Here is a 21,274-nt window from a genome sequence, read left to right as displayed (position 1 = left end):
AAGATAACAAGATCACTTGTCAGACTGCCAGTCGCTGTTTATACACGTCGCCATGAGCAACAGCATCGCAATCATTTTCGGCATGAGCGCGCAGATTTCTGCGAAGGCCTCGCCGTGCGGTGCACTCTCGCTTCTTAGCCTCGACCTTACACGCGGTTGCCGGGTCCAGTGAGGAGCGCCCGGCGGCCGAAAGCCCGCTGGCGCAAACGCTCCTCATCTTGAAATCTCATCTTATACTGGATTTAGGCCCTCAAGGGCCGCGCATCCGCCGATGGCTTGGACAAGCCCGCGGACTGCGCAAGGAGGAAGCGACATGGACGGCAAGATCACCAATATTTCCAAGGGCATGAACGACGCGAGCGTGAAGTATCGCCCTTACCCGACCATCAACATCCCTGACCGCACCTGGCCGGGCAAGATCATCGACAAAGCGCCGATCTGGTGTTCGGTGGATCTGCGCGATGGCAACCAGTCGCTGGTCAACCCCATGGGCCACGACCGCAAGGCCCGCATGTTCAAGCTGCTGCTCGAAATGGGCTTCAAGGAAATCGAGATCGGCTTCCCTTCCGCTTCGCAGACGGATTTCGATTTCGCCCGCTGGTGCGTGGAAGAAGGCAATGTGCCTGACGATGTGTCCCTGCAGGTGCTGGTGCAGTGCCGCCCGGAGCTGATCACCCGCACCTTCGAGGCGCTGGAAGGCGCCAACAAGCCGATCATCCACTTCTACAATTCCACTTCGGAACTGCAGCGCCGCGTGGTGTTCGGCAAGGATGTGCACGGCATCAAGCAGATCGCCGTCGATGCGGCCAAGATGATCACCGACATGGCGGCCAAGGCCGGCGGCGGTTACCGTTTCGAATATTCGCCTGAGAGCTTTACCGGCACCGAGCTGGAAGTGGCGCTGGAAATCTGCAACGCCGTGGTCGAGGTTGTGAAGCCGACGGCCGACAACAAGCTGATCCTGAACCTGCCTTCGACGGTGGAAATGGCGACGCCGAACATCTATGCCGACCAGATCGAATGGATGTGCCGCAATATCGACAATCGCGAAAACGTCATCATCTCGCTGCACCCGCATAATGACCGTGGGACGGGCATTGCCGCGACCGAGCTGGGCCTGATGGCCGGTGCGGACCGCGTCGAAGGCACGCTGTTCGGCAATGGCGAGCGCACCGGCAATGTCGACGTCGTGACGCTGGCGCTGAACATGTATACGCAGGGTGTCGATCCGGAGCTGGATTGCCGCGATATCGAGCGCATCAAGTCGGTTTACGAATATTCCAACGAGATGACGATCCCCGAGCGTCATCCTTATGTCGGCGAACTGGTCTATACGGCGTTTTCCGGTTCGCATCAGGATGCGATCAACAAGGGCATGAAAGCGATCAAGGTTGCCAACCATCCCGTCTGGGAAGTGCCCTATCTGCCGATCGACCCGAAGGATGTCGGCCGCTCCTATGAGGCGATCATCCGTATCAACTCGCAATCCGGCAAGGGCGGCATCGCCTATATTCTGCAGCAGGATTACGGCGTCAACCTGCCGCGCAACCTGCAGGTGGAGTTCCGCGAGGATATCCAGCGCATTACCGATGAAGAAGGCGTCGAGCTGCCGGCCAAGCGCATCTATGAGCGCTTTATCGAGCGTTACGTGACGCAGCCGAAGGCGCGCATCAAGTTCGTCGATCACCACACCTATCCGGCCGGCGATTTCAAGGGCGTGCGCATCGTTGCCGCCGAGATCACCGACAATGGTGAGGTGAAGCGCATTGAGGGCAAGGGCACCGGCCCGATTGACGGGTTCATCAATGCGCTGTCTGTCTATCTCGGCATTGACCTGTCGGTGAATGATTATTCGGAGCATTCGCTGCAGCACGGGTCGAATGCTTCGGCCATCGCTTATGTCGAGATGGAGCATCCGGGCGGCAAGCTGTTTGGGGCGGGGGTCAACACGAATATTGTGGCGGCTTCGCTGGAGGCGATCGTTTCGGCGGCCAATCGGGTGCTGGAAGAGCGGGCGCGGTAAGTGGGCCTTGAGGGTGGGGCTTTACCCCCCTCTGTCCTGCCGGACATCTCCCCCTCAAGGGGGGAGATCGACTCGTGGTTGGGTCTTGCCTATCTCAATGTTTGCGAATGAAGTGGCGGTAGCGCTTCCTGCTGATCTCCCCCCTTGAGGGGGAGATGCCCGGCAGGGCAGAGGGGGGTAAAGCCCCATCCTCCGACCCGGCGAATGCTATTCCCCCAACCGCGCAAACCCCAGCGGACGCCCGTTGTCATAAAACACCCGCACATCCTCCAGCGCCACGCCCGTCCCTGTCTCATCAAGGCTGTGCCGTTCGCAGGTAACGTTCCACGTCCCCGGCCCACCGGAAATGTGGAAGAGATTATAGGCCGCGCGCGGTTTTTCCCCACCCGGTCCCTGGCTGGCCGAGGCGATGCCGACGACCGGAATGTGGTCTTCCCCGTGATGCGTATTCAGCCAATAGACCGTGTTCAGATGCGTATGCCCATGCAGCACGAGTTCCGCGCCGCCGACGCCCAGCGCCGCTGCGAAACGGCGGATGCCGATCATGCGCTTGTGGGTGGCGGTGGCGCCGCGGATGGGCGGGTGATGGATCATCACCACGCGGAACAGCCCCTGTTCGCCAGCTTTTTTCAAAAGTTCCGCCGTGGCGCGTGCCTGCCGGTTGCCGAAATAGCCGGTGGCTGAAAAGGGCGGCGTGGCAATCGAGGTCGAGCAGCCGATCAGCGCCACGGGGCCGCGCACGCGCATATAGGGGAAAATCTTGCGGTCATCATCCCATTCCGGCGGGTCGCCATCGCCGCGCACATAGGGGTACCAGGCCTGCATGGCCTTGTCGTGCGCGCCGGAAACATAGGCGTCGTGATTGCCGGGAACGACGGATGTCTTTTCAGGATCGCCCACTTCCTCCAGCCAGTCGGCGGCGGCGCGAATTTCAATGCCGGTCGCAAGATTGACGAGATCGCCGGTAATAGCCAGATGATCCGGTGACTTTGTCTCGAGATCGTCGAGCAGCTTTTCCAGCGTATCGGTGAACAGGTGCTTGCGGCGGTTGCGGTGCCAGTTGACGAAACCGGTGATACGCTTGGATGCAAGTTCCCGGAAAGTGAGTTTTGGCAGTGGCCCCAAATGGACGTCTGAAATATGCGCAAGTTTGAACATGGCGGCAGAGATAACCTATGATATGCGGCACGTCCAATAAAAGCCTGCCGGCGGGGAGAAACCAGGGTGAATGACGAGACAACCGGGCAGAAGGCCCGTCCGTTCCACATGCGTGTCTTCATCCGCTTTCTGCATTTCATTTTTCTGCTTACGCGGGGCGCCACGCTTGGCGTGCGTGCGGCCTGTTTTGATGAAAAGGGCAGGATTTTCCTGGTGCGGCACACTTATCTGCGGGGTTGGTATCTGCCGGGCGGCGGGGTGGAGCGTGGCGAGACGCTGATCGCGGCACTGCACAAGGAAATCCGCGAGGAAGGCAATCTCGAAGCGGCTTCAAAGCCTGAGCTTTTCCACGTCTATCTCAATCTGGAAGGCAGCAATCGCGATCATGTCGCGCTTTACCGGCTTGATGTCACCCAGACCCGGCCGAAAAAGCCGGATCATGAAATTGCCGAAAGCGGCTTTTTCGACCTTTCGGCTTTGCCGGAAGGGGTGACAGCCGCCACCCGCCGCCGCCTCGCCGAACTTGCCGGCGAAGCGGAAATCGCCGACCATTGGTAGCGGCGGAAGGCTTCCGGTCAGGGAAGCGCCTCGCGACCATGGGCCATGGTCAGATCCAGCTCCGGGCCGACGGGCACGATGCCGGTCGGGTTGATGGTGCGGTGGCTGCGGTAATAATGTTCCTTGATGTGGCGCATATCCACCGTATCAGGCACGCCCGGCGTCTGGTAGAGATCGCGCAGGTAACCCGTCAGGTGCGGATAGTCGTGGATGCGGCGGATGTTGCACTTGAAATGGCCGACATAGACCGGGTCGAACCGCACTAAAGTGGTGAACAGGCGCCAGTCCGCTTCCGTCTGTTCTGAACCGAACAGGAAACGCCGGTCCTTCAGGCGGTTCTCAAGCATATCCAGCGTTTCGAAGACCTTCACGGCATTCTGTTGATAAGCATCCTGCGTGGTGGCGAAACCGGCCTTGTAGACGCCGTTATTGACGGTGTCGTAGATGACGTCGTTCAGTGCATCGATCTCGGCGCGCAGCGCCTCGGGGTAATAATCTGCCTTCGATCCGGTGAGATCGTTGAAGGCAGAGTTGAACATGCGGATGATTTCCGCGGATTCATTGGAGACGATGATGCCGCGCTGTTTGTCCCAGAGCACCGGCACGGTCACACGTCCGGAATATTTGGGGTCCGCTTTGGTGTAGACCTGCCAGAGCGTGGAGGAACCGAAAAGGTGGTCTTCCGTCGCTCCCGGTGTGCGTTCGCTCTCAGGCTTGAATTCCCAGCCGTTTTCCAGCATCAGCGGGTCGACAACGGAGACGGAGATCAGGTCCTCCAGCTTTTTCAGCCTGCGGAAAATCAGGGTCCGATGCGCCCAGGGGCAGGCGAAGGAGACGTAGAGGTGGTAGCGATCCTTCTCCGCCTTGAAACCGCCCTCTCCCGAAGGGCCGGGGGCTCCATCTGCTGTGACCCAGTTGCGGAATTGCGAGGCACCGCGCTTGAAATGCCCCTTGGTTTCCTTGGTGTCGTACCAGACGTCTTTCCATACGCCTTCCACCAGCATGCCCATGACGATCTCCTTGATTGTTTCCTTGACGGCGATTCTAACCGTTCCCTGTCGTCTCGCGAACCCGCAAGGCGTTGAACAATGCGTTTCTGCTCTTGCATAGGCTGAATGAGATGGCTTCGAGATTTGTTCTGGACGGGTTTGAATTTTCCTGATAATTGCGATTTTCACAAATCTGAGGAAATTGCTGACTATGATCGAACCACGGATGCTCCGACGACGCTGACGCTCCTGAACGCCCTTACCGGCGCAGCCGTCATCTATTGTCGCATCCGCATTCTGGAAGTTTCGGTCTCTTCATGTCCAAGCACGATCTTGTCTACCTCACCGAGGACGCGTCGCACGACGCCATCATCGAAGTCATCAACGAAGAAGCTTTTGGTCCCGGCCGGCACACCCGTGCGGCAGCGCGCATCCGCGAGCAGGGGCCACATGACCGGTCTCTGTCCTTCGTCTGCGCCGATGATGGTGAGACGATTGCCTCGGTGCGCATGACGCCGGTTCTGGCCGGCGGGGTGAAGGGCCATATGCTTGGCCCGCTTGCGGTGCGGCCCTCGCACAAGAACAAGGGCATCGGCCGGGAACTGGTGCGGATCGCCATTGCGGCGGCCCGGCGGAAGGGCTCCGAAGCCGTTATCCTGATCGGTGATCCGCCCTATTACATGCCGCTCGGTTTCGAGAAGGTCGCTTATGCGGCGCTCGATTTTCCGGGTCCGGTCGACCCGAACCGGGTGCTGGTGGTGCCTGTTGGTGACGACGTGCACCAGCGGCTGAAGGGCAAGATCGGCTGGCGCAAATGCGAGGCTGCGATGCCGGCCGCTGCGGCGGACGATGAGGGTTTTGAGGAGCCTCTTCGGGTTTACGGCTGAGGGGGTATCGGAAGGGGCTGTGTGCTTTTTAGCGCAACATTAAACCCCGTCATTCCGGCCTTGAGCCGGAATCCAGCCAACCCAAGTCTTTGGGCTGAAAGGACTCTTCCCGCGGCGCAGACGCGCCGTGACTGGATGCCGGATCAAGTCCGGCATGACGGAAGGGGCGTTACGCGCTATGGCAAACATCGAGACTGCCGTGCACATCTTTTTGTGTGGTAAAATCTTCTTCCGATGGTCTGTCTCGAAACAACGCGTCTCCCCTCCACAGAATTCAATTCCGTTTCCTCCCCCTATACGATAGCTAGTGAAAGTCGATTACTGCGAAGGGGCGGGGCATGACGGCGATTACCATGAACGATGCGCTGGAGCGCGCGGGCGCAGGCGCCTATCAACGGCGGCTGATGGGCATTTTCGGCCTCGTCTGGGCGGCGGATGCCATGCAGGTTCTGGCGGTTGGTTTCACCGCCGCCTCGATTGCCGCAACCTTCGGCCTGACGGTGCCGCAGGCCCTGCAGACCGGAACGGCATTCTTTTTCGGCATGTTGCTCGGTGCTGCCGGTTTCGGGCGGCTGGCGGACCGTTACGGGCGTCGTCGTGTGCTGATCGTCACCGTCGCCTGTGATGCGCTGTTCGGTGTGCTTTCGATATTTTCGCCCGATTTCACCATTCTACTCATCCTGCGTTTTCTCACTGGCGCGGCGGTGGGCGGCACGCTGCCGGTGGATTATGCAATGATGGCGGAGTTCCTGCCTGCCAAAAATCGCGGCCGCTGGCTGGTCTTTCTCGAGGGCTTCTGGGCTGTCGGCACGCTGATCGTGGCCTTGGCGGCCTGGGGTGCAAGCCTTGCCGGCGTGGCCGATGCCTGGCGTTATATCTTCGCCGTGACGGCTTTTCCGGCCGTTCTTGGTCTTGGCCTGCGTTTTTTGGTGCCCGAATCGCCGCTTTACCTGCTGCGCAGCGGGCGATTGGACGAAGCCAAGGCCGTCGTCAACCGTATGCTGGTGACAAATGGACGTGCGCCTCTCGATGCCGGGACGGGGCTTTTCCAGCCTGATGTGGCCAAGGGGCAGGGGATATTTTCACCGGCGCTCCGGCAGCGCAGCATCATGATCCTCACCATCTGGTTCCTCGTCTCCGTTTCCTATTACGGGGTCTTCACCTGGATGCCGGCGAAACTGGCGGGCGATGGTTTCGGTTTCGTGCGCGGTTATGGTTTTCTGGTGCTGGTGGCGCTGGCGCAGATCCCCGGTTACGCGCTTGCCGCCTATGGCGTTGAAAAATGGGGCCGCAAGCCGACGCTGATCGGCTTCTGCCTGCTCTCCGCGCTTGGTTGCCTGCTGTTTACGCTCGCTTCCGGCGGAGCGATGATTGCCGCCTCGCTCCTCATCATGAGTTTTGCCCTGCTCGGCACCTGGGGCGCGCTTTATGCCTATACGCCGGAGCTTTACCCGACGGAATCGCGGGCGACCGGCATGGGGGCTGCGGGCGCCATGGCAAGGCTTGGCGGCCTGCTGGCGCCGTCGCTGCTCGGTTATGCCATTGCGCAGGGCTTTGGTGTCGCGATCGGCATATTTGCCGGACTGCTGGTGCTGGCTGCCATTGCGGCCACGATGATCAATGCGGAAACGCGGCAGGTGGCGCTGACTTAGTTGCCGCCAAGGGTGATGGCCTGATCTGATCCACGATCAGGCCATTCTGTTCTGCGCTTACAGCGTTGTATAATTGACAGGAAGCCAGTCGTAATTGGTGCTGTCGGTGCGCACATGGCCGATGCCGGGGAAAGCGATGTGAGCGCCGGCCACCAGATATCTGCCCTCCACCGCCTGTTTGAACGCCAGATCGCGTGCCACGACGGCGGCCTTCTGGTCGACATCGAACTCGATCGCCACGTCAGGCTCATCAAACTGGAGGATATCGCCATGGGTGATATCGCCCCAGAAGACGATCTTCTGGCCGTCGCTTTCCAGAACAACAGCGCTGTGGCCGGGTGTGTGGCCGGCGTAAAGGATCGAGCCAAGACCGGAGACCGGTGCGGCATTGTCGCCGAAAGTCTCGAATTTACCGGCATCGATATAGGGCTGGATGCTTTCCCTGGCTTCGGCATAACCCTTCTTCAGCGCTTCCGGGGCTGCCTTGGCCTTTGCCTCGTCAAGCCAGAAGGCGGCTTCACGCGCATTGACCCGGAGCGTTGCATTGGCAAAGACACGGTTGCCATTCGAGGACAGCCCGCCGGAATGGTCCGTGTGGATATGGGTGAGGACAATGTCGTCTATCTCGTTGGTGTTGTAACCGGAGGCCTCGATATTGGCGACGAGCCTGCCAAGGCTTGGGCCGAGATAGGTGCCGGTGCCGGCATCGATCAGCACCAGCCTGTCTCCGGTGTTGACGAGAAATGCATTGACCGAAGTCGGCGTCTCTTCCGGCAGGAAGGCATCCCGCAGCACCTTGGCGGCATGTTCCGGCGTCGTATTGGTGTAGATTTTGGCGAGTGGCAGCGCAATGACGCCGTCCGAAAGGGCGGTGACTTCTACCTTGCCGACCATCAGCCGATAAAAGCCGGGTGCCTGCGTGGCGGCGAAAGGCGCCTTGGCGAATGCGACGTTGGGCGCAACGAAAGGGGCGGCGAAGATGGCGCTGACGGCGCCTTTGAGAAGCGAACGACGTGATGGCATGGGTGGCTCCTGAGTTTGGGGAACGTCTTGAAAGTTTCCGAACTCCAGCTAAGTGTAGAGAGGCCAGCAATCAAATCGATGTGACTTATGCAAACTATCGATCATTTCAATCTCCGTTCCTTCGACCTCAATCTTCTCATCGCCTTTGATGCGATGATGGAGGAAATGAATGTCACGCGGGCTGCGCGTCGGTTGAAAATCCAGCAGCCGGCCATGAGCCATAACATCTCCACCCTGCGGACATTGTTTCAGGATGAGCTTTTCATCCGCGTGGGACAGGAGATGAAGCCGACGGCACGGGCGCTCAATCTGGCCGGGCCGGTGCGGCAGGCGCTCCGGCAGGCGCAGGCAGCGGTGCTGACGGCGGATGTTTTCGATCCGGCGACGGAGCGCCGCACCTTTCGGCTGGGCATGTCGAGCGAGGTGGAACTGTTGCTGCTGCCGGACCTGACGGCGCGGCTGCGCGAGATCGCGCCCGGCATCCGCATTCTGGCCCGCAGCGGGCAGGAGCAGGAAATCACTGCGATGCTCGATACGGGTGTGATCGATATGGCCGTGGGATGCGCCTATTCGCAGGAGCAGCGTCACCATTGCGAGCCGCTTTATGTCTCAAGCGTTCTTTGCTGCTTCAACCCGAATTTGCTCGATCTCACCACGCCCGTGGGGCTCAATGCCTATATGGCGGCAAAACATGCGGTGATATCGCAGACGGACAGTTTGCAGGGCTGCATCAAGGACGCGCTGGAATTGAGCGGCGTGGAAATCGATGTCGTTGCAGCCGCGCCGGATTTCCTCTCGGTTCTGGCAACAGCGCGATCCTCAGCAGTGCTGGCGACCGTATCTTCACGCATTGCGTTGCGTTATGCGCCGATGCTCGGGCTTGAGGTGAGCCCTGTGCCGGTGACGCTGAATTTCCCACCGGTTGCCATGGTCTGGACCTTGCAGACCGACGCGGATCTCGGCGCCATGTGGCTTCGCCAGCAAATCCGCGAGGTCATGGGCCGAACCGTGGATTGTGGGATATCGGGGATCGCGGCCTAGACACTCGCCTGAACTCTGGAGCGCGTCCTGTTGAAACGGAAGTGTCAGGGACGCTCTATGCCTTTGTTTCCATGTGTTTTCCGAATGTAAAAACGCCACGCATTGTGAGTTGAAATGCTCTAGAAGCGCTTCTCCAGCCATGTGATCGACTGGCCGCTGGAAAGCGGCGCGAGCGAGCCGATCCTGGTGAAACCGTAGCGCTCATAAAGCCGCAGCGCATCCGGGTTCATGGTGTCGATATAAGCGCCGGTGCAGCCGCGCTTTCTGGCTTCTTCCTCCGCCATCGCAAGCAGCTTCGCAGCCGTGCCCTTTCCGCGCATGGTTTCCGGCACGAAAAGAAGCTGCACATAAAGCCAGCCGCGGCCGGTATATCCCACCAGACCGCCGGTCACAGCGTTTTCGTCATCGCGGATGGTGATATTGAGCTCGCGCTTGTCGCTTTCACCGAAACGGGCAATATTATAGGCCACCAGCGGATCGCGGATGGCCTTTTCAGCGTCCGCATCCGCGACATCGCTCAAAACGAAATTCATGATTTTCTTTCCCGGACGCCGGGCGGCGGCCGTTTGTCGTTTTCCAGTTCAAGACGCGGAAAGTCTTGCACTACTGCCAAGGTTTTACCGCCCTTCACGCCACCAGAGCGCGGAGAAGGCAAGCAGCAGGGCGCCAAGCCCGGCAAAACCGGCAAAGAGCGGCAATGTGTTGACGCCTTTCAGCACCGTCTCGTCGGTCAGACGTATCAGCATGCGATCCTCGTCGGCAACCCTGATGTCACCCCGCACCGGCAATATATCCGGCAGCGCGATGCGGTCGGAATTATCGGCGACACGGTGCACGCTGCCCCTGGTGGCGTCGGCCAGCGGCTTCAGCGTCTCAGTCGTCGAAATCATCGCCTTGAACTCCGGCGCATCCACCGCGCCGACATGGACGAGGGTGGTGAAATCGCCGTTCTTGATTTCGAACAGGCCGGTTTCGTCCATGCGGCGCTCGATCTTGTAAAGACCGGGCTCGGTGGTGGTGAAGGCCATGTTTTCGGTCTTGCCGGAAGGGAAACGCACGCTTGCCTGACCGGGATCGTCGCCGATGGTCTGGCGGGTGATTTCCAATGTGCGGCCATTGGCCCGCGCCGTCAGCGCCTCTTCTTCAAGCTCGGGCTCCTTCATCAGCCAATGGGCGATGCGGCGATAAAGCGCCACATGCGGGCCACCGCCTTCAAAACCACGCGCCCACAGCCAGCCCTGATCGGACAGAAGCATGGCGACACGGCCTTCGCCCTGACGGTTCAGCACCAGCAGCGGGTCCTGTCCGTCGCCGAGCATCACGGTCTGGCCCTGCGGCGGGTCAACGCTGATGGTGCGGAACCAGCGGCCCCATTGCGGCGGCTCGTTGGCCGATCCATCCAGCCCGCGGGTGACAGGGTGCTTCTTGCCCGCTTCCGAAAGGCGGGGATAGAAGGCCGCCTGATGCACCTGACCCGTCGGTTGGGCCGGCAGCACGGAGGCGAGCGGCGTCATGGCGATCGAATCCTGACCGGCATGTTCCGGGCCTGCGGCAATCAGGAGCGCGCCGCCCTTTTCGACATATTGGGCGATATAATCGTAATAGAGGATCGGCAGCACGCCGCGATGCTGGTAGCGGTCGAAGATGATGAGGTCGAAATCCTCGATCTTTTCGACAAACAATTCGCGGGTCGGGAAGGCGATCAGCGAGAGCTCGTTGATCGGCGTGCCGTCCTGTTTTTCCGGCGGGCGCAGAATGGTGAAATGTACCAGATCGACCGAGGCGTCGGATTTCAGCAGGTTACGCCAGGCGCGTTCGCCGGCATGCGGCTCGCCGGAGACGAGCAGCACACGCAGGTTCTGGCGGATGCCTTCGATCAGATGAACGGCGCGGTTGTTCGCAGCAGTCACTTCGCCGGGAAGCTCGGCGACGGAAAATTCCATGACATTGTTGCCGCCACGCGGAACCTTGAAACTGAACGGCGTCGGCTGGCCGGGTGTGGCCTGAAGCGTGGCGATTTCTTCGCCATTCATCTTCACCGTTACTTCCGCCGCACCGCCGCCTGAGGGACGGCCGTCGTCGAAGACGCGCAGCGTCAGCTGCTGTTCCTCGTTGACGATGCCGAAGCGCGGGGCGCGGACGATCTCGATGCGGCGGTCGAATTCATCAGCCTTGCCGGTGATCAGCCCATGCACGGGGGCGCGGAAGCCGAGCGCCTGTTCGGCATTGGGCAGGGCATTCGGGATATCGTGGATCTGGCCGTCGCTGAGGAAGATCGCGCCGCCGACGCGGGACGGCGAGACATCGGAAACGGCCGAGGAAAGGGCCGAGAAAAGCTGGGTCGAGGGGGAATCACTCTCACCATCATCGCGCACTTCGACGATGCGCGGTTCGATACGCGGGAAGCGCGATAGCCGGTCTTTCAGCGTCTCCAGCGCCGTATCGGTCATTTGCGGCCGGTCCTGCACGTCCTGGCTCTGCGAACGGTCGACGATGACGGGCACGATGGTGGAAAGCGGCTCGCGTTCCTCCTGCGTCAGAAGCGGATTGGCGATGGCAGCCAGCAAGGCGGCAAGCGCCAGCCCGCGCAGCCATGCGCCGCGCACGCCACGCCACAGGCCGATGAAGGAGAGCGCAAGAGCGGCGACGGCCAGAACGGCGATCACGATCCACGGCAGGAATGGGGAGAAGGTCAATGTCATGTCACTGCCCCAACCGTTCGAGAAGTGCGGGAACGTGAACCTGATCGGCCTTGTAGTTGCCAGTCAGCATATACATCATGATGTTGACGCCGGAGCGGAAGGCGTGTTCGCGCTGCATCTCATCCGGCGGCACGGTGGGCAGAACCGGCGCGCCCTGCGGATCGACGGCCCAGGCGCCGGCGAAATCATTGCCCGTTATCATGATCGGCGTCACGCCATCACCGGAAGAAGAGAGGCCCGAGGTGGTCTTGGCGGCTCCCTGTCGTGATTCCACCCAGAGCGGCGAACCATTGTAACGGCCGGGGAAATTGGTGAGCAGGTAGAAGGACCGCGTCAGAACGTGGTCTTCCGGCACAGGCTCCAGCGGCGGAATATCGATATTGGCGAGGATCGCCTGCAGGCGTTCGCCGTTAGGGCTGGTCGCGCCGGTATCGAGCGAAGAGAACTGGTCGCGCGTATCGAACAGCACGGTGCCGCCGGCGCGCATATAGGCATCGATGCGCGAAATCGCGGCGCTCGACGGCATGGGGGCCGTCGCCGATACCGGCCAGTAGATGATCGGATAGAAGGATAATTCATCCTTGGAAATATCCAGTCCAACAGGCTGGCCGGGTTCCAGCGTAGTGCGCCAGGTCAGGAATTCGCTGAGACCCTGGAGACCCTGCTCGGAAATGCGGTCGACATCATCCTCGCCGGTGCGGACATAGGCGAGATGAGTGGTGTCCAGCCGCTCGAAAATCTGCTCGTCGCCGGGTTTTGGATCGTCGGCGCGGGCATCGGTTGGCGACATGGCGGCAAAGGCGCCAAGCGCCAGCAGCAGGGTGGCAACTGTCGCGCTGCGGGCTTTCGGCAGGCGTGCGAAGGCACCGTTCATGAAGAGCACGATCAGGCTGTCGGCAATCAGCATCAGGAAGGCGGCGATGAACAAAGCAGGGCGCAGCGATTTCGCGGTTTCGCCGATCAGCGCTTCACTGGTGGTGCTGACACCGGCGACGGATGCGTCAAGCGGGCGCAGCGTCGCACCTGCGGGCAGGAGATTGAGAGCCACGAAACCATCCTCTGTGCCGTAAAGGCCGGGGGGATTGTCGAAACCGGTGCGCGGTGGCTGGCCGGCGCGCATTTCCAGCGGCCGGGCAGTGCCGATTTCGGCGGATAGCGCGCCTTCGGCTGTCAGGAGGCGGAACGGGGGCAGGGCTGCGGCCGGGGCATTGGCGGAAGCCGAAGCGCCGCCCGCTTTCGACAATTGCACGATACGGCGCAGCATATCGACGAAATGGCCTGAGATCGGCAGGTCGGACCAGCTTGCCTCGGCGCTGACATGGAAGAGCACGATGCGGCCTGCCTCGACAGTGCGGGTGGTGACGAGCGGCGTGCCATCGGCAAGGCTTGCCCAGGTGCGTTCAGCCAGATCGGGTGTCGGTTCGGCCAGAACCTGGCGTTTGACGAGAATGCCATCGGCCTTCGGCATGCCGGCAAAGGCGCCGAAAGCAGGGAAATCGGCAAGCGGCTGTGGCTCCGCCCAGGAGAGCGCGCCGCCAAGCGCGCGTTCACCCTGCCGGAGCGTCACCGGCACCAGCGGATCGTCAGCCGGGGCCGCTGCAAGACGTGGCCCAGCAAAGCGGATCAGCGTACCACCGGCTGCAAGCCAGCGCTGCATTGGCTCATAGGTTTCCTGTGGCAGTCGGCCAATATCGGCCATGACGATGACGGACGGGTTGGATTGCAGGATCTCCGGGATTGCCTGCGCCAGATCGGCCTGCCGCTGCGGAATGAGATCGACAAAAGGCTGGAGCGCGCGGCTGATATAATAAAGCGGCTGCAGCAGCGGCTGGAAATCATTGCCGGTTTCGCCGGCCAGCAGCGCCACGCGGCGGCGGCGGAAACCGTCATCCAGCAGATGCACGGCGCCCGCCGTCGAAACGCCTTCGAGGGAGAGGCGGGCGAAATCGTTGCGCAGTTCGAAGGGGGCTTCCACGGTTGCCGTTGTTTCGGCCTCGCCGGGGGCGAAGCTGGCCGTGCCATTGGCGAGAATGCGGCCCTGGCTGTCCTGCGCATTGACGGTCAGCCGGGCGGCTTCGGCCGTGTCGAGCCGCGAAAGGGTGACGCTCATGGCATCGGCATTGTTGGTGGCGCCGGTAATGGCGGCGATGGTCTTGCCGTCGCCCTTCACGATGCGGAATTCGGCCGGCGAGAGGCTGGCAAGCGTTCCCATCGCGTTTTCATCCTGCGCGGTCTGAACACCATCGGCAATATAAGCGAGCGTGCCGGGGGTTGTGCCGTTCAGCGCCTCGGTGATGGCTTCGGCCGTGCGCACGCGGTCCGGCATCAGCGGTTTCGGCTTGGCGGCAGCGAGCTTTTCCAGCGCCACGGCTGTCGTTCCCGATACGGCATCATGTTCGGCATCGGCGGTGAAGCTGATGGAGACGGGGCGGTCGGCCCGCTCCGCATCGCCGATCAGGGCCTGAGCGGTGGCCACGCGTCTTTCCCAGTCGGGTGCGGCGGCCCAGCTGTTGTCGACCACCAGCACCAGCGGGCCGCTGCCGGCGATGCTGTTGTTGCGCGGGTTCACCACCGGATCGGCCAGCGCAAAAATCACGGCGGCGGCAAGCGCCATGCGCAAAAGGGTCAGCCACCACGGGCTTTTCGACGGTGTTTCCTCGCGTTTCAGCACCGTCGCCAATATCTTCAGTGGCGGAAACACTTCCGCCTTGGGGCGCGGCGGGGTGAGCCGCAGCAGCCACCAGATGGCGGGCAGCGCCAGCAGGCCGAAGAGGATGTAGGGGCTGGTGAAGACGAAAGGCAATGCGCTCATCGGTGCCCACCGCCCTGTGCCGGCGCGCCGGAAAGATACATGTGAACGGCCACAAGCGCCTCGGAAGCGAGATGATCGGTGCGGTGGAAGACGAAGTTCCAGCCGAGACGGCGCAGCGACGAGGACAGCGCCTCGCGTCTTGCGAGATAGGCGCGGGTGTAATCCTCACGAATGGTCTCGGCGCGACCGGATACGAGTTTTTCGCCGGTTTCCGGATCGGTAAACTCGGTGCGGCCGGAATAGGGGAAGGTTTCTTCGGCCGGATCGGCAATTTCCACCACATGGCCGCGCAGGCCACGTCGCGCCAGAGGCGAGATCTTCTCCATCACGTTTTTCGCATCATCGAGAAAATCGCCAATCAGAACAATGTCGCTCGCGCCGCGGATCATGCCCGTTTCCGGCATGCCCGTGGTCAGCGGCGCATGCATGATGGCGGCGGCCAGCCGTTCGGCGGCGTTTCTGGCCGAGACCGGCTCCATGATGCCGGGGCAACCGATGCGTTCACCCGAGCGCGCCAGGATTTCCGCCAGCGCCAGCATCAGCACCAGCGCCCGGCTTTCCTTGGAGACGGAGCCGAGGGTGGATTTGAACATCATCGACGGCGACATGTCCGCCCAGAGCCAGATGGTGTGGGCTGCCTCCCATTCGCGGTCGCGCACATAGGTATGGTCGTCGCGGGCCGAGCGCCGCCAGTCGATGCGCGACAGGCTTTCGCCTTCGGCATAGGGGCGAAATTGCCAGAAATTTTCGCCGATGCCGCGTTTGCGGCGGCCGTGCCAACCGGCGGTGACGGTGTTGGCGATGCGCTTTGCCTCGACCATGCAGTCCGGCACCAGTGCGGCACGCTGGCGCGCGCGCGCCAGAACTTCGCTACCCGGCGTCTTGTCTACGATCTGGCCGATGGATGCCACAGGCACTCCTTTCGCGAAAGGTTAGGCACGCGTCTTTTAATTCTTCGCCTGCTCCACGAGGGCCGCAATCACATCGCGCACCGACATGCCTTCGGCGCGGGCCGCAAAGGTCAGCGCCATGCGGTGTTCCAGCACCGGCTCGGCCAGTGCATGGACATCGTCCAGCGAGGGGGCGAGGCGGCCTTCATAGAGCGCCCGGGCGCGGGCCGTCAGCATCAGCGACTGGCCGGCGCGCGGACCCGGACCCCAGACAACGTGTTTGTCGGTCAATTTGTTGCCATGGCCGGGGCGGGCGGAACGGACGAGCGAAAGGATCGCGTCCACGACCTTGTCGCTGACCGGCATCTGGCGGATGAGGGCCTGGATTTCCATCAGGCGCTCGGCACCGATCACGCCGCGTGCTTCGCCGGAGGCGGTGCCCGTCGTGTCGAGCAGGATCTGGCGTTCGGCGGCAAGCTCGGGATAACCGACATCGACCTGCAGCAGGAAACGGTCGAGCTGGGCTTCCGGCAGCGGATAGGTGCCTTCCTGTTCCAGCGGGTTCTGGGTTGCGAGAACGTGGAACGGCTTTGGCAGCTCATAGGTCTGGCCGGCCATGGTGATGTGATATTCCTGCATGGCCTGCAAAAGTGCGGACTGCGTGCGCGGGCTGGCGCGGTTGATTTCATCGGCCATCAGCAGCTGGCCGAAAATCGGACCCTTGATGAAACGGAAGGACCGGCGGCCGTTCTCGTCCTGATCCATGACTTCGGAACCGAGGATGTCCGAAGGCATCAGGTCCGGCGTGAACTGGATGCGGTTGGCATCCAGACCAAGGACGGTGCCGAGCGTGGTGACGAGCTTTGTCTTGGCAAGGCCGGGAACGCCGACCAGCAGCGCATGGCCGCCGGAGAGGATGGCGAGAAGCGTGTTCTGCACCACTTTTTCCTGGCCGAAAATGACCTTGGAGACCTCCGTGCGGATGGCCGCTATGTCTGAAAGCGCCTTTTCGGCCGAGGCGACGATGGCCTTTTCATCGAGGGTTTCGCCGGTATTCATCACGCCCATGTCGCTCTCCTCATACCTTCGCCGCTGTCGCATTCGCATCCCGGTTTTGCTGGTTGCCAACCGGGGCGGATTTTGCGCTGCATCTAGCTTATTGCTCTCTTGGCCGCTGACAAGCGCCATTCGAATGACTATGTCGTGACTTAGTATTTCCTTATCGGCAAAGCGAGACTCGAATATGGCAGCGGAGACGATAAATTCGGCTGATGATGCGGCGGGGCTTGCGGCGATGATTTTCCGTGCCGCCGAACAGAGCGGCGATGCCAAGCGCGGGCCGGCCCCGGTTGAGCGCTGGAATCCGCCTTTTTGCGGTGATCTCGACATGGAAATCCGCGCCGATGGCACATGGTTCTACCTCGGGACGCCCATCGGAAGGGCACCTCTGGTGCGGCTGTTTTCTACGGTTTTGCGCAAGGATGAGGACGGCAGGACCTACCTTGTAACTCCTGTGGAAAAAGTCGGCATCCGGGTGGTGGATGCACCCTTCGTCGCCGTGGAAATGACGGTGACTGCGGCTGGTGCGGATGGCGAATCCCTGCTGACCTTTCGCACCAATGTCGGCGACGTGGTGGAGGCGGGGCCGGAGCATCCGCTGCGCTTTGAAATTTTCGGTGAAAACCGCGAATTGAAACCCTATCTTCTGGTGCGCGGCCGGCTGGAGGCGCTCGTCTCACGGGCCGTGATGTATGATCTCGTGGCACTCGGCGAGGTGATCGACGTGGATGGCGTCGACATGTTTGCGGTGCGCTCGGGCGGGGTGATCTTTCCGGTGATGCCCGCCAAGGAACTGGAACGGCTTTCAGAATGACGATGATGACGACGGGCCTCAAGGCTTTTACCGCCACCGATTTCCGCCGCCGGGTGCTGCAGGAAGGCGAGGGCGTGGCCGAGCGGGAAAATGGCGACCACGTGCTCAATCCGGGTGTGGTGCTGTCTGGCAATGGCATCCGGCTGAAGGATGCCGCAGTGCTGATACCGGTTATCGACGATGGCAACGAGGCGCGGGTGATCTTCACCCAGCGCACCGCAACCCTGCGCCAGCATTCAGGCCAGATTTCCTTTCCGGGCGGCGGCATCGATGCCGAGGACCGCACGCCGGAAGAAGCGGCGCTGCGCGAGACGGAAGAAGAGATCGGTCTTTCGCGTTCTTTCGTGGAGACGGTTGGACGGCTGCCGGATTATATTTCCGGGACGGGTTTTCGCATCAAGCCGGTGCTGTCAGTCGTCCGCCCCGGCTTTGATTTAACGCTTAATCCCACTGAGGTGGACGAGGTTTTCGAGGTGCCGTTGTCCTTTTTGATGGACCCGGCCAATCACGGTCGCGGCAGTCGCATCTTTCAGGGGAAGGAGCGGTTTTTCTACGAAATGCCCTATGGCGAACGCTATATTTGGGGCATTACGGCGGGCATCGTGCGAACGATTTACGAGAGGTTTTATACATGAATAGCCTTGCCGGGCGGGACTGGTTTGAAAAACCGGCGCTGAAGCGCATCTTTACGCTTCTGAATGCCGATGGCGGCGAGGTGCGGATCGTCGGCGGCGCGGTGCGCAATGCGCTGATGGACCTGCCGGTCGTCGATGTCGACATGGCAACGACGCTTACCCCCGATGTGGTTGTTCAGCGAGCGAAAGCGGCCGGTATCAAGGCGGTGCCAACCGGCATCGAGCACGGCACGGTGACGCTGGTGATCGATGGCGAAGGCTTTGAAGTCACGACGTTGCGCCGCGATGTCGAGACCAATGGCCGCCATGCGCAGGTTGCATTCGGCACCGACTGGCAGACCGATGCCGAGCGGCGGGACCTCACCATCAACGCCCTTTACGCCAACGAAAAGGGCGAGATCATCGACCTCATCGATGGTCTTCCCGATGTGGAAACCCGCACTGTGCGCTTCATCGGCGATGCGGCGATGCGGATTGCGGAAGATTATCTTCGTATCCTGCGGTTTTTCCGGTTTTTCGCCCATTATGGCTCAGGTCGGCCCGATGCCGACGGTTTGCGTGCCAGCGCCCGGGCCAAGGACAAGCTTGGGACGCTTTCGGCCGAACGCGTCTGGAGCGAGACGAAAAAACTGCTTTCCGCCCGCGACCCTTCCCGCGCCCTTTTGTGGATGCGGCAATCGGGCGTGCTGGCGGAAATTCTGCCCGAAACGGAAAAATGGGGCATCGATGCCATTCACGGGCTGGTGGCGACGGAGCAGTCCCTCGGCTGGACTGTGGACCCTATGCTGCGGCTTGCCGCCATCGTGCCGCCCGACAAGGACAGGTTGGCAGCACTTGCGGCGCGGCTGAGGCTGTCCAAGGCTGAGGCGGGATATCTCGCTGGCTGGGCTTCCGCCCCGGTGATCGACCCCGAAATGAAGGAGACAGCGCTTGACCGGCTGCTTTATCGCCAGGGTGTCGAGGGTGTGAGGACGCGGCTGAAGCTGGCGCTTGCCTCGGCCCGCGCCGACCTTTCGGCGGGTGATGCGGCGATGCAGAAAGTGGCGCGTCTTTCGACGTTGCTGACGAGGGCGGAAAAATTCAAAAAACCGGGATTTCCGTTGAGCGGTGCGGATGTGATGGCTGCCGGCGTCGAGGCTGGCCCGAAGGTGGGCGAGGTGCTGAAAAGCCTCGAGGAAAAGTGGATCGACGTCAATTTCTCGCTGGACCGGGCAGCGCTGACCGCCCGGCTTAAAACCATGCTGGAGAATTGAGACCGCAGCGATGATGGCGGTTCGGCTTAAGCCGCATTTGCCTCGTCGCGGATGCGGGCCTTGATATTGTCGATCATGTTTTCGCGGATCGTGGTTTCGCCATGGGCCGAGCGCATATGTTCCACCGTGCGGCGCACAACTTCGGCGTCGTCATCGGCGCGTGTATGCCAGGCACAGCCGGGCACGAGCGTTCCACATTCAAACAGTCTCATTGGTTTTACCTCCCTGTTTCGAGTGAGGGACAGCATTGAAAGGACATGCTGTCCCTCTGCCAAGAAACGAACGGTTGCCGCTTATGTTCCAGAGCGACACCCTTCGACCCTGTTCGGGTCTCTATTCTGGCCCTTATTCTGGCCCCTATTCCGGCATTGCCCAGCACTGGAAAACAGAGGATGTGCCGGCTGCCGGAATTTTTGTACGAGGCATTTCGTCATTGGCCGCCCGCCGTGCCGTCGTTTGTCCGGCAAGGGTGCGCTTTACCTGTTCTACATAAAAGGAATGCGGCAGTTCACGATCGCCCGTGGCACGCATTTCCGCTGCCAGGCGGTCGATCAGTTCGGGGGTATCGATGGATTGCGGTGCCGCCTCGGGGGCAGCAGAAATAGGCATGCTGTTCGAAGTAATCATGACGATAGCTCCTCCAGTACGTCTGCGGGAGGAGACTATCACTGCCTTGATTTTTCCATAAGTCCTAATTTGCGCTATTTGCGACAAATTGGCTGATGAGCGTCAAATTTGCGTGAGGTTTTTTAAGGCCAGCGCACCACCGGCGGCAGAGACGACAGGATCGATTCGACATTGCCGCCGGTCTTCAGGCCGAAGATGGTGCCACGGTCGTAAAGCAGGTTGAATTCCACGTAACGGCCGCGGCGGATAAGCTGCTCGTCGCGATCCTCTTCCGTCCAGTTCTGGTTGAAATTGGCGCGAACGATTTTCGGATAGACCAGATTGAAGGCGCGGCCGACATCCTGCACGAAGGCGAAATTGGCGTCCCAGCCGCCCTTTTCTTCTTCCGGGTGCAGCCAGTCGAAAAATATGCCGCCGATGCCGCGGGCTTCGTTGCGGTGCTTCAGGAAGAAGTAGTCATCGCACCAGCTTTTGTAGCGCGGATAATCGGCGACCGGGTGGCGTTTGCAAGTGATCTCGAAGGCGCGGTGGAACAGCTGGCTGTCCGCGTCCTCCTGCGTCCGTCTGCGGCCCAGCACGGGTGTCAGATCCGCACCGCCGCCGAACCAGTGGCTGGTGGTGACGACCATGCGGGTGTTCATGTGCACGGCCGGAACATTGGGGTTGACCGGATGGGCGATCAGTGAAATGCCCGAGGCCCAGAAGCGAGGATCTTCTTCCGCACCCGGTATCTGCTGGCGGAATTCCGGCGAGAACTCGCCATAGACGGTGGAAGTGTGCACGCCGACCTTTTCGAAGACGCGGCCTTCCATCATCGACATCTTGCCGCCGCCGCCTTCGCCATTGTCGCGCAGCCAGTCCTTCTGCACGAAGCGGCCGGGCTCCTGATCCGCCAAGGGGCCGGTCAGGTCGTTTTCGAGCGTTTCGAAGGAGGTGACGATGGTGTCGCGCAGATGCTGGAACCACGCCTGGGCAACGGCCTTCTTGTCTTCGATGTCCTCGGGCAAGCCCTTCGGCAAGATTGGCCGTTCCATATCTCTTCTCTCCTGCGGTGAAGTCCGTTCCCTGCCGCGTCTAGCAGGTGTTTGCGCCGCGCACAAATTCGACTCGCCAAGGCGGCGTGCCGACACTATCTTTATCGATGTAGGTGC

At 61.3% G+C, this 21,274-nt stretch carries 19 protein-coding genes; 8 read left to right on the top strand and 11 right to left on the bottom strand.

Features of this window, described 5'->3' with window-relative positions; translation table 11 throughout:
• Positions 1-313: 313 nt before the first annotated feature.
• The gene (gene leuA, locus PL640_RS13310; RefSeq protein WP_271362247.1) at positions 314-2,023 is read left to right on the top strand and encodes a 2-isopropylmalate synthase; all 1,710 of its coding nucleotides are present in this window, start codon (positions 314-316) and stop codon (positions 2,021-2,023) included.
• Between the two features lie 207 nt (positions 2,024-2,230).
• Here leuA and PL640_RS13305 read toward each other — a convergent pair whose 3' ends face one another.
• Entirely contained in the window at positions 2,231-3,181 is a 951-nt protein-coding gene (locus PL640_RS13305) for a metallophosphoesterase family protein (RefSeq protein ID WP_271362246.1), read from the bottom strand.
• 66 nt (positions 3,182-3,247) lie between these two features.
• Here PL640_RS13305 and PL640_RS13300 point away from each other — a divergent pair, with 66 nt between their 5' ends.
• Positions 3,248-3,739 (top strand): NUDIX domain-containing protein, encoded by a 492-nt coding sequence (locus tag PL640_RS13300; RefSeq protein WP_271362245.1) that lies wholly within the window; start codon positions 3,248-3,250, stop codon positions 3,737-3,739.
• Between the two features lie 17 nt (positions 3,740-3,756).
• Here PL640_RS13300 and PL640_RS13295 read toward each other — a convergent pair whose 3' ends face one another.
• On the bottom strand, positions 3,757-4,749 hold the full coding sequence (locus tag PL640_RS13295) for a glutathione S-transferase family protein (protein WP_271362244.1): 993 nt from the start codon (positions 4,747-4,749) through the stop codon (positions 3,757-3,759).
• Between the two features lie 296 nt (positions 4,750-5,045).
• On the opposite strand from PL640_RS13295, the gene PL640_RS13290 reads away from it, so the two are divergent.
• Together PL640_RS13290 and PL640_RS13285 are read left to right on the top strand one after the other, a co-directional pair.
• The gene (locus PL640_RS13290) at positions 5,046-5,615 is read left to right on the top strand and encodes a GNAT family N-acetyltransferase (RefSeq protein WP_142840397.1); all 570 of its coding nucleotides are present in this window, start codon (positions 5,046-5,048) and stop codon (positions 5,613-5,615) included.
• Between the two features lie 338 nt (positions 5,616-5,953).
• Entirely contained in the window at positions 5,954-7,267 is a 1,314-nt protein-coding gene (locus PL640_RS13285; protein ID WP_110756092.1) for an MFS transporter, read from the top strand.
• 57 nt (positions 7,268-7,324) lie between these two features.
• Here the strand turns inward: PL640_RS13285 and PL640_RS13280 are convergent, their stop codons facing one another.
• Positions 7,325-8,290, bottom strand: coding sequence for an MBL fold metallo-hydrolase (locus tag PL640_RS13280; RefSeq protein ID WP_271362243.1), 966 nt, complete (start codon positions 8,288-8,290; stop codon positions 7,325-7,327).
• An 87-nt stretch (positions 8,291-8,377) separates the two neighbouring features.
• On the opposite strand from PL640_RS13280, the gene PL640_RS13275 reads away from it, so the two are divergent.
• Entirely contained in the window at positions 8,378-9,331 is a 954-nt protein-coding gene (locus PL640_RS13275; RefSeq protein ID WP_271362242.1) for a LysR substrate-binding domain-containing protein, read from the top strand.
• 119 nt (positions 9,332-9,450) lie between these two features.
• Here PL640_RS13275 and PL640_RS13270 read toward each other — a convergent pair whose 3' ends face one another.
• From PL640_RS13270 to PL640_RS13250, 5 genes are all read right to left on the bottom strand, one after another.
• On the bottom strand, positions 9,451-9,864 hold the full coding sequence (locus PL640_RS13270; RefSeq protein ID WP_142840393.1) for a GNAT family N-acetyltransferase: 414 nt from the start codon (positions 9,862-9,864) through the stop codon (positions 9,451-9,453).
• 84 nt (positions 9,865-9,948) lie between these two features.
• Positions 9,949-12,033 (bottom strand): hypothetical protein, encoded by a 2,085-nt coding sequence (locus PL640_RS13265; RefSeq protein WP_271362241.1) that lies wholly within the window; start codon positions 12,031-12,033, stop codon positions 9,949-9,951.
• A 1-nt stretch (position 12,034) separates the two neighbouring features.
• Positions 12,035-14,845, bottom strand: coding sequence for a DUF4159 domain-containing protein (locus PL640_RS13260; protein WP_271362240.1), 2,811 nt, complete (start codon positions 14,843-14,845; stop codon positions 12,035-12,037).
• A complete protein-coding gene (locus PL640_RS13255; RefSeq protein ID WP_174034300.1) occupies positions 14,842-15,756 on the bottom strand; it encodes a DUF58 domain-containing protein in 915 nt (304 codons plus the stop codon). The genes PL640_RS13260 and PL640_RS13255 overlap by 4 nt, the downstream gene beginning before the upstream one ends.
• Before the next feature lie 36 nt (positions 15,757-15,792).
• Positions 15,793-16,803, bottom strand: a complete 1,011-nt coding sequence (locus PL640_RS13250; RefSeq protein ID WP_065113889.1) for an AAA family ATPase — start codon at positions 16,801-16,803, stop codon at positions 15,793-15,795.
• Between the two features lie 175 nt (positions 16,804-16,978).
• On the opposite strand from PL640_RS13250, the gene PL640_RS13245 reads away from it, so the two are divergent.
• The 3 genes from PL640_RS13245 to PL640_RS13235 are packed head-to-tail and all read left to right on the top strand — an operon-like array spanning position 16,979 to position 19,496.
• The gene (locus PL640_RS13245; protein WP_271362239.1) at positions 16,979-17,608 is read left to right on the top strand and encodes a DUF1285 domain-containing protein; all 630 of its coding nucleotides are present in this window, start codon (positions 16,979-16,981) and stop codon (positions 17,606-17,608) included.
• Complete coding sequence (locus PL640_RS13240) at positions 17,605-18,243, top strand: NUDIX hydrolase (protein WP_137003848.1); 639 nt, start codon at positions 17,605-17,607, stop codon at positions 18,241-18,243. Before PL640_RS13245 ends, PL640_RS13240 begins: the two co-directional genes overlap by 4 nt.
• Complete coding sequence (locus PL640_RS13235; protein WP_271362238.1) at positions 18,240-19,496, top strand: CCA tRNA nucleotidyltransferase; 1,257 nt, start codon at positions 18,240-18,242, stop codon at positions 19,494-19,496. Before PL640_RS13240 ends, PL640_RS13235 begins: the two co-directional genes overlap by 4 nt.
• A 26-nt stretch (positions 19,497-19,522) precedes the next feature.
• On the opposite strand, the gene PL640_RS13230 is transcribed toward PL640_RS13235, so the two are convergent.
• From PL640_RS13230 to hemF, 3 genes are all read right to left on the bottom strand, one after another.
• On the bottom strand, positions 19,523-19,708 hold the full coding sequence (locus PL640_RS13230; RefSeq protein ID WP_046797940.1) for a DUF1059 domain-containing protein: 186 nt from the start codon (positions 19,706-19,708) through the stop codon (positions 19,523-19,525).
• Positions 19,709-19,853: 145 nt separating this feature from the next.
• Complete coding sequence (locus PL640_RS13225) at positions 19,854-20,123, bottom strand: hypothetical protein (RefSeq protein ID WP_142840387.1); 270 nt, start codon at positions 20,121-20,123, stop codon at positions 19,854-19,856.
• Positions 20,124-20,245: 122 nt separating this feature from the next.
• Positions 20,246-21,157 carry an oxygen-dependent coproporphyrinogen oxidase gene (hemF, locus tag PL640_RS13220; protein ID WP_142840386.1) on the bottom strand — a complete coding sequence of 304 codons (912 nt, stop codon included), beginning with the start codon at positions 21,155-21,157 and terminating at the stop codon, positions 20,246-20,248.
• Positions 21,158-21,274 lie beyond the last annotated feature (117 nt).

Origin of the sequence: Agrobacterium sp. ST15.16.024, from assembly GCF_027956545.1 — a bacterium.
In the GTDB taxonomy this organism is placed as follows: domain Bacteria; phylum Pseudomonadota; class Alphaproteobacteria; order Rhizobiales; family Rhizobiaceae; genus Agrobacterium; species Agrobacterium cucumeris.
This window is presented reverse-complemented; position numbering and strand designations above follow the sequence as displayed.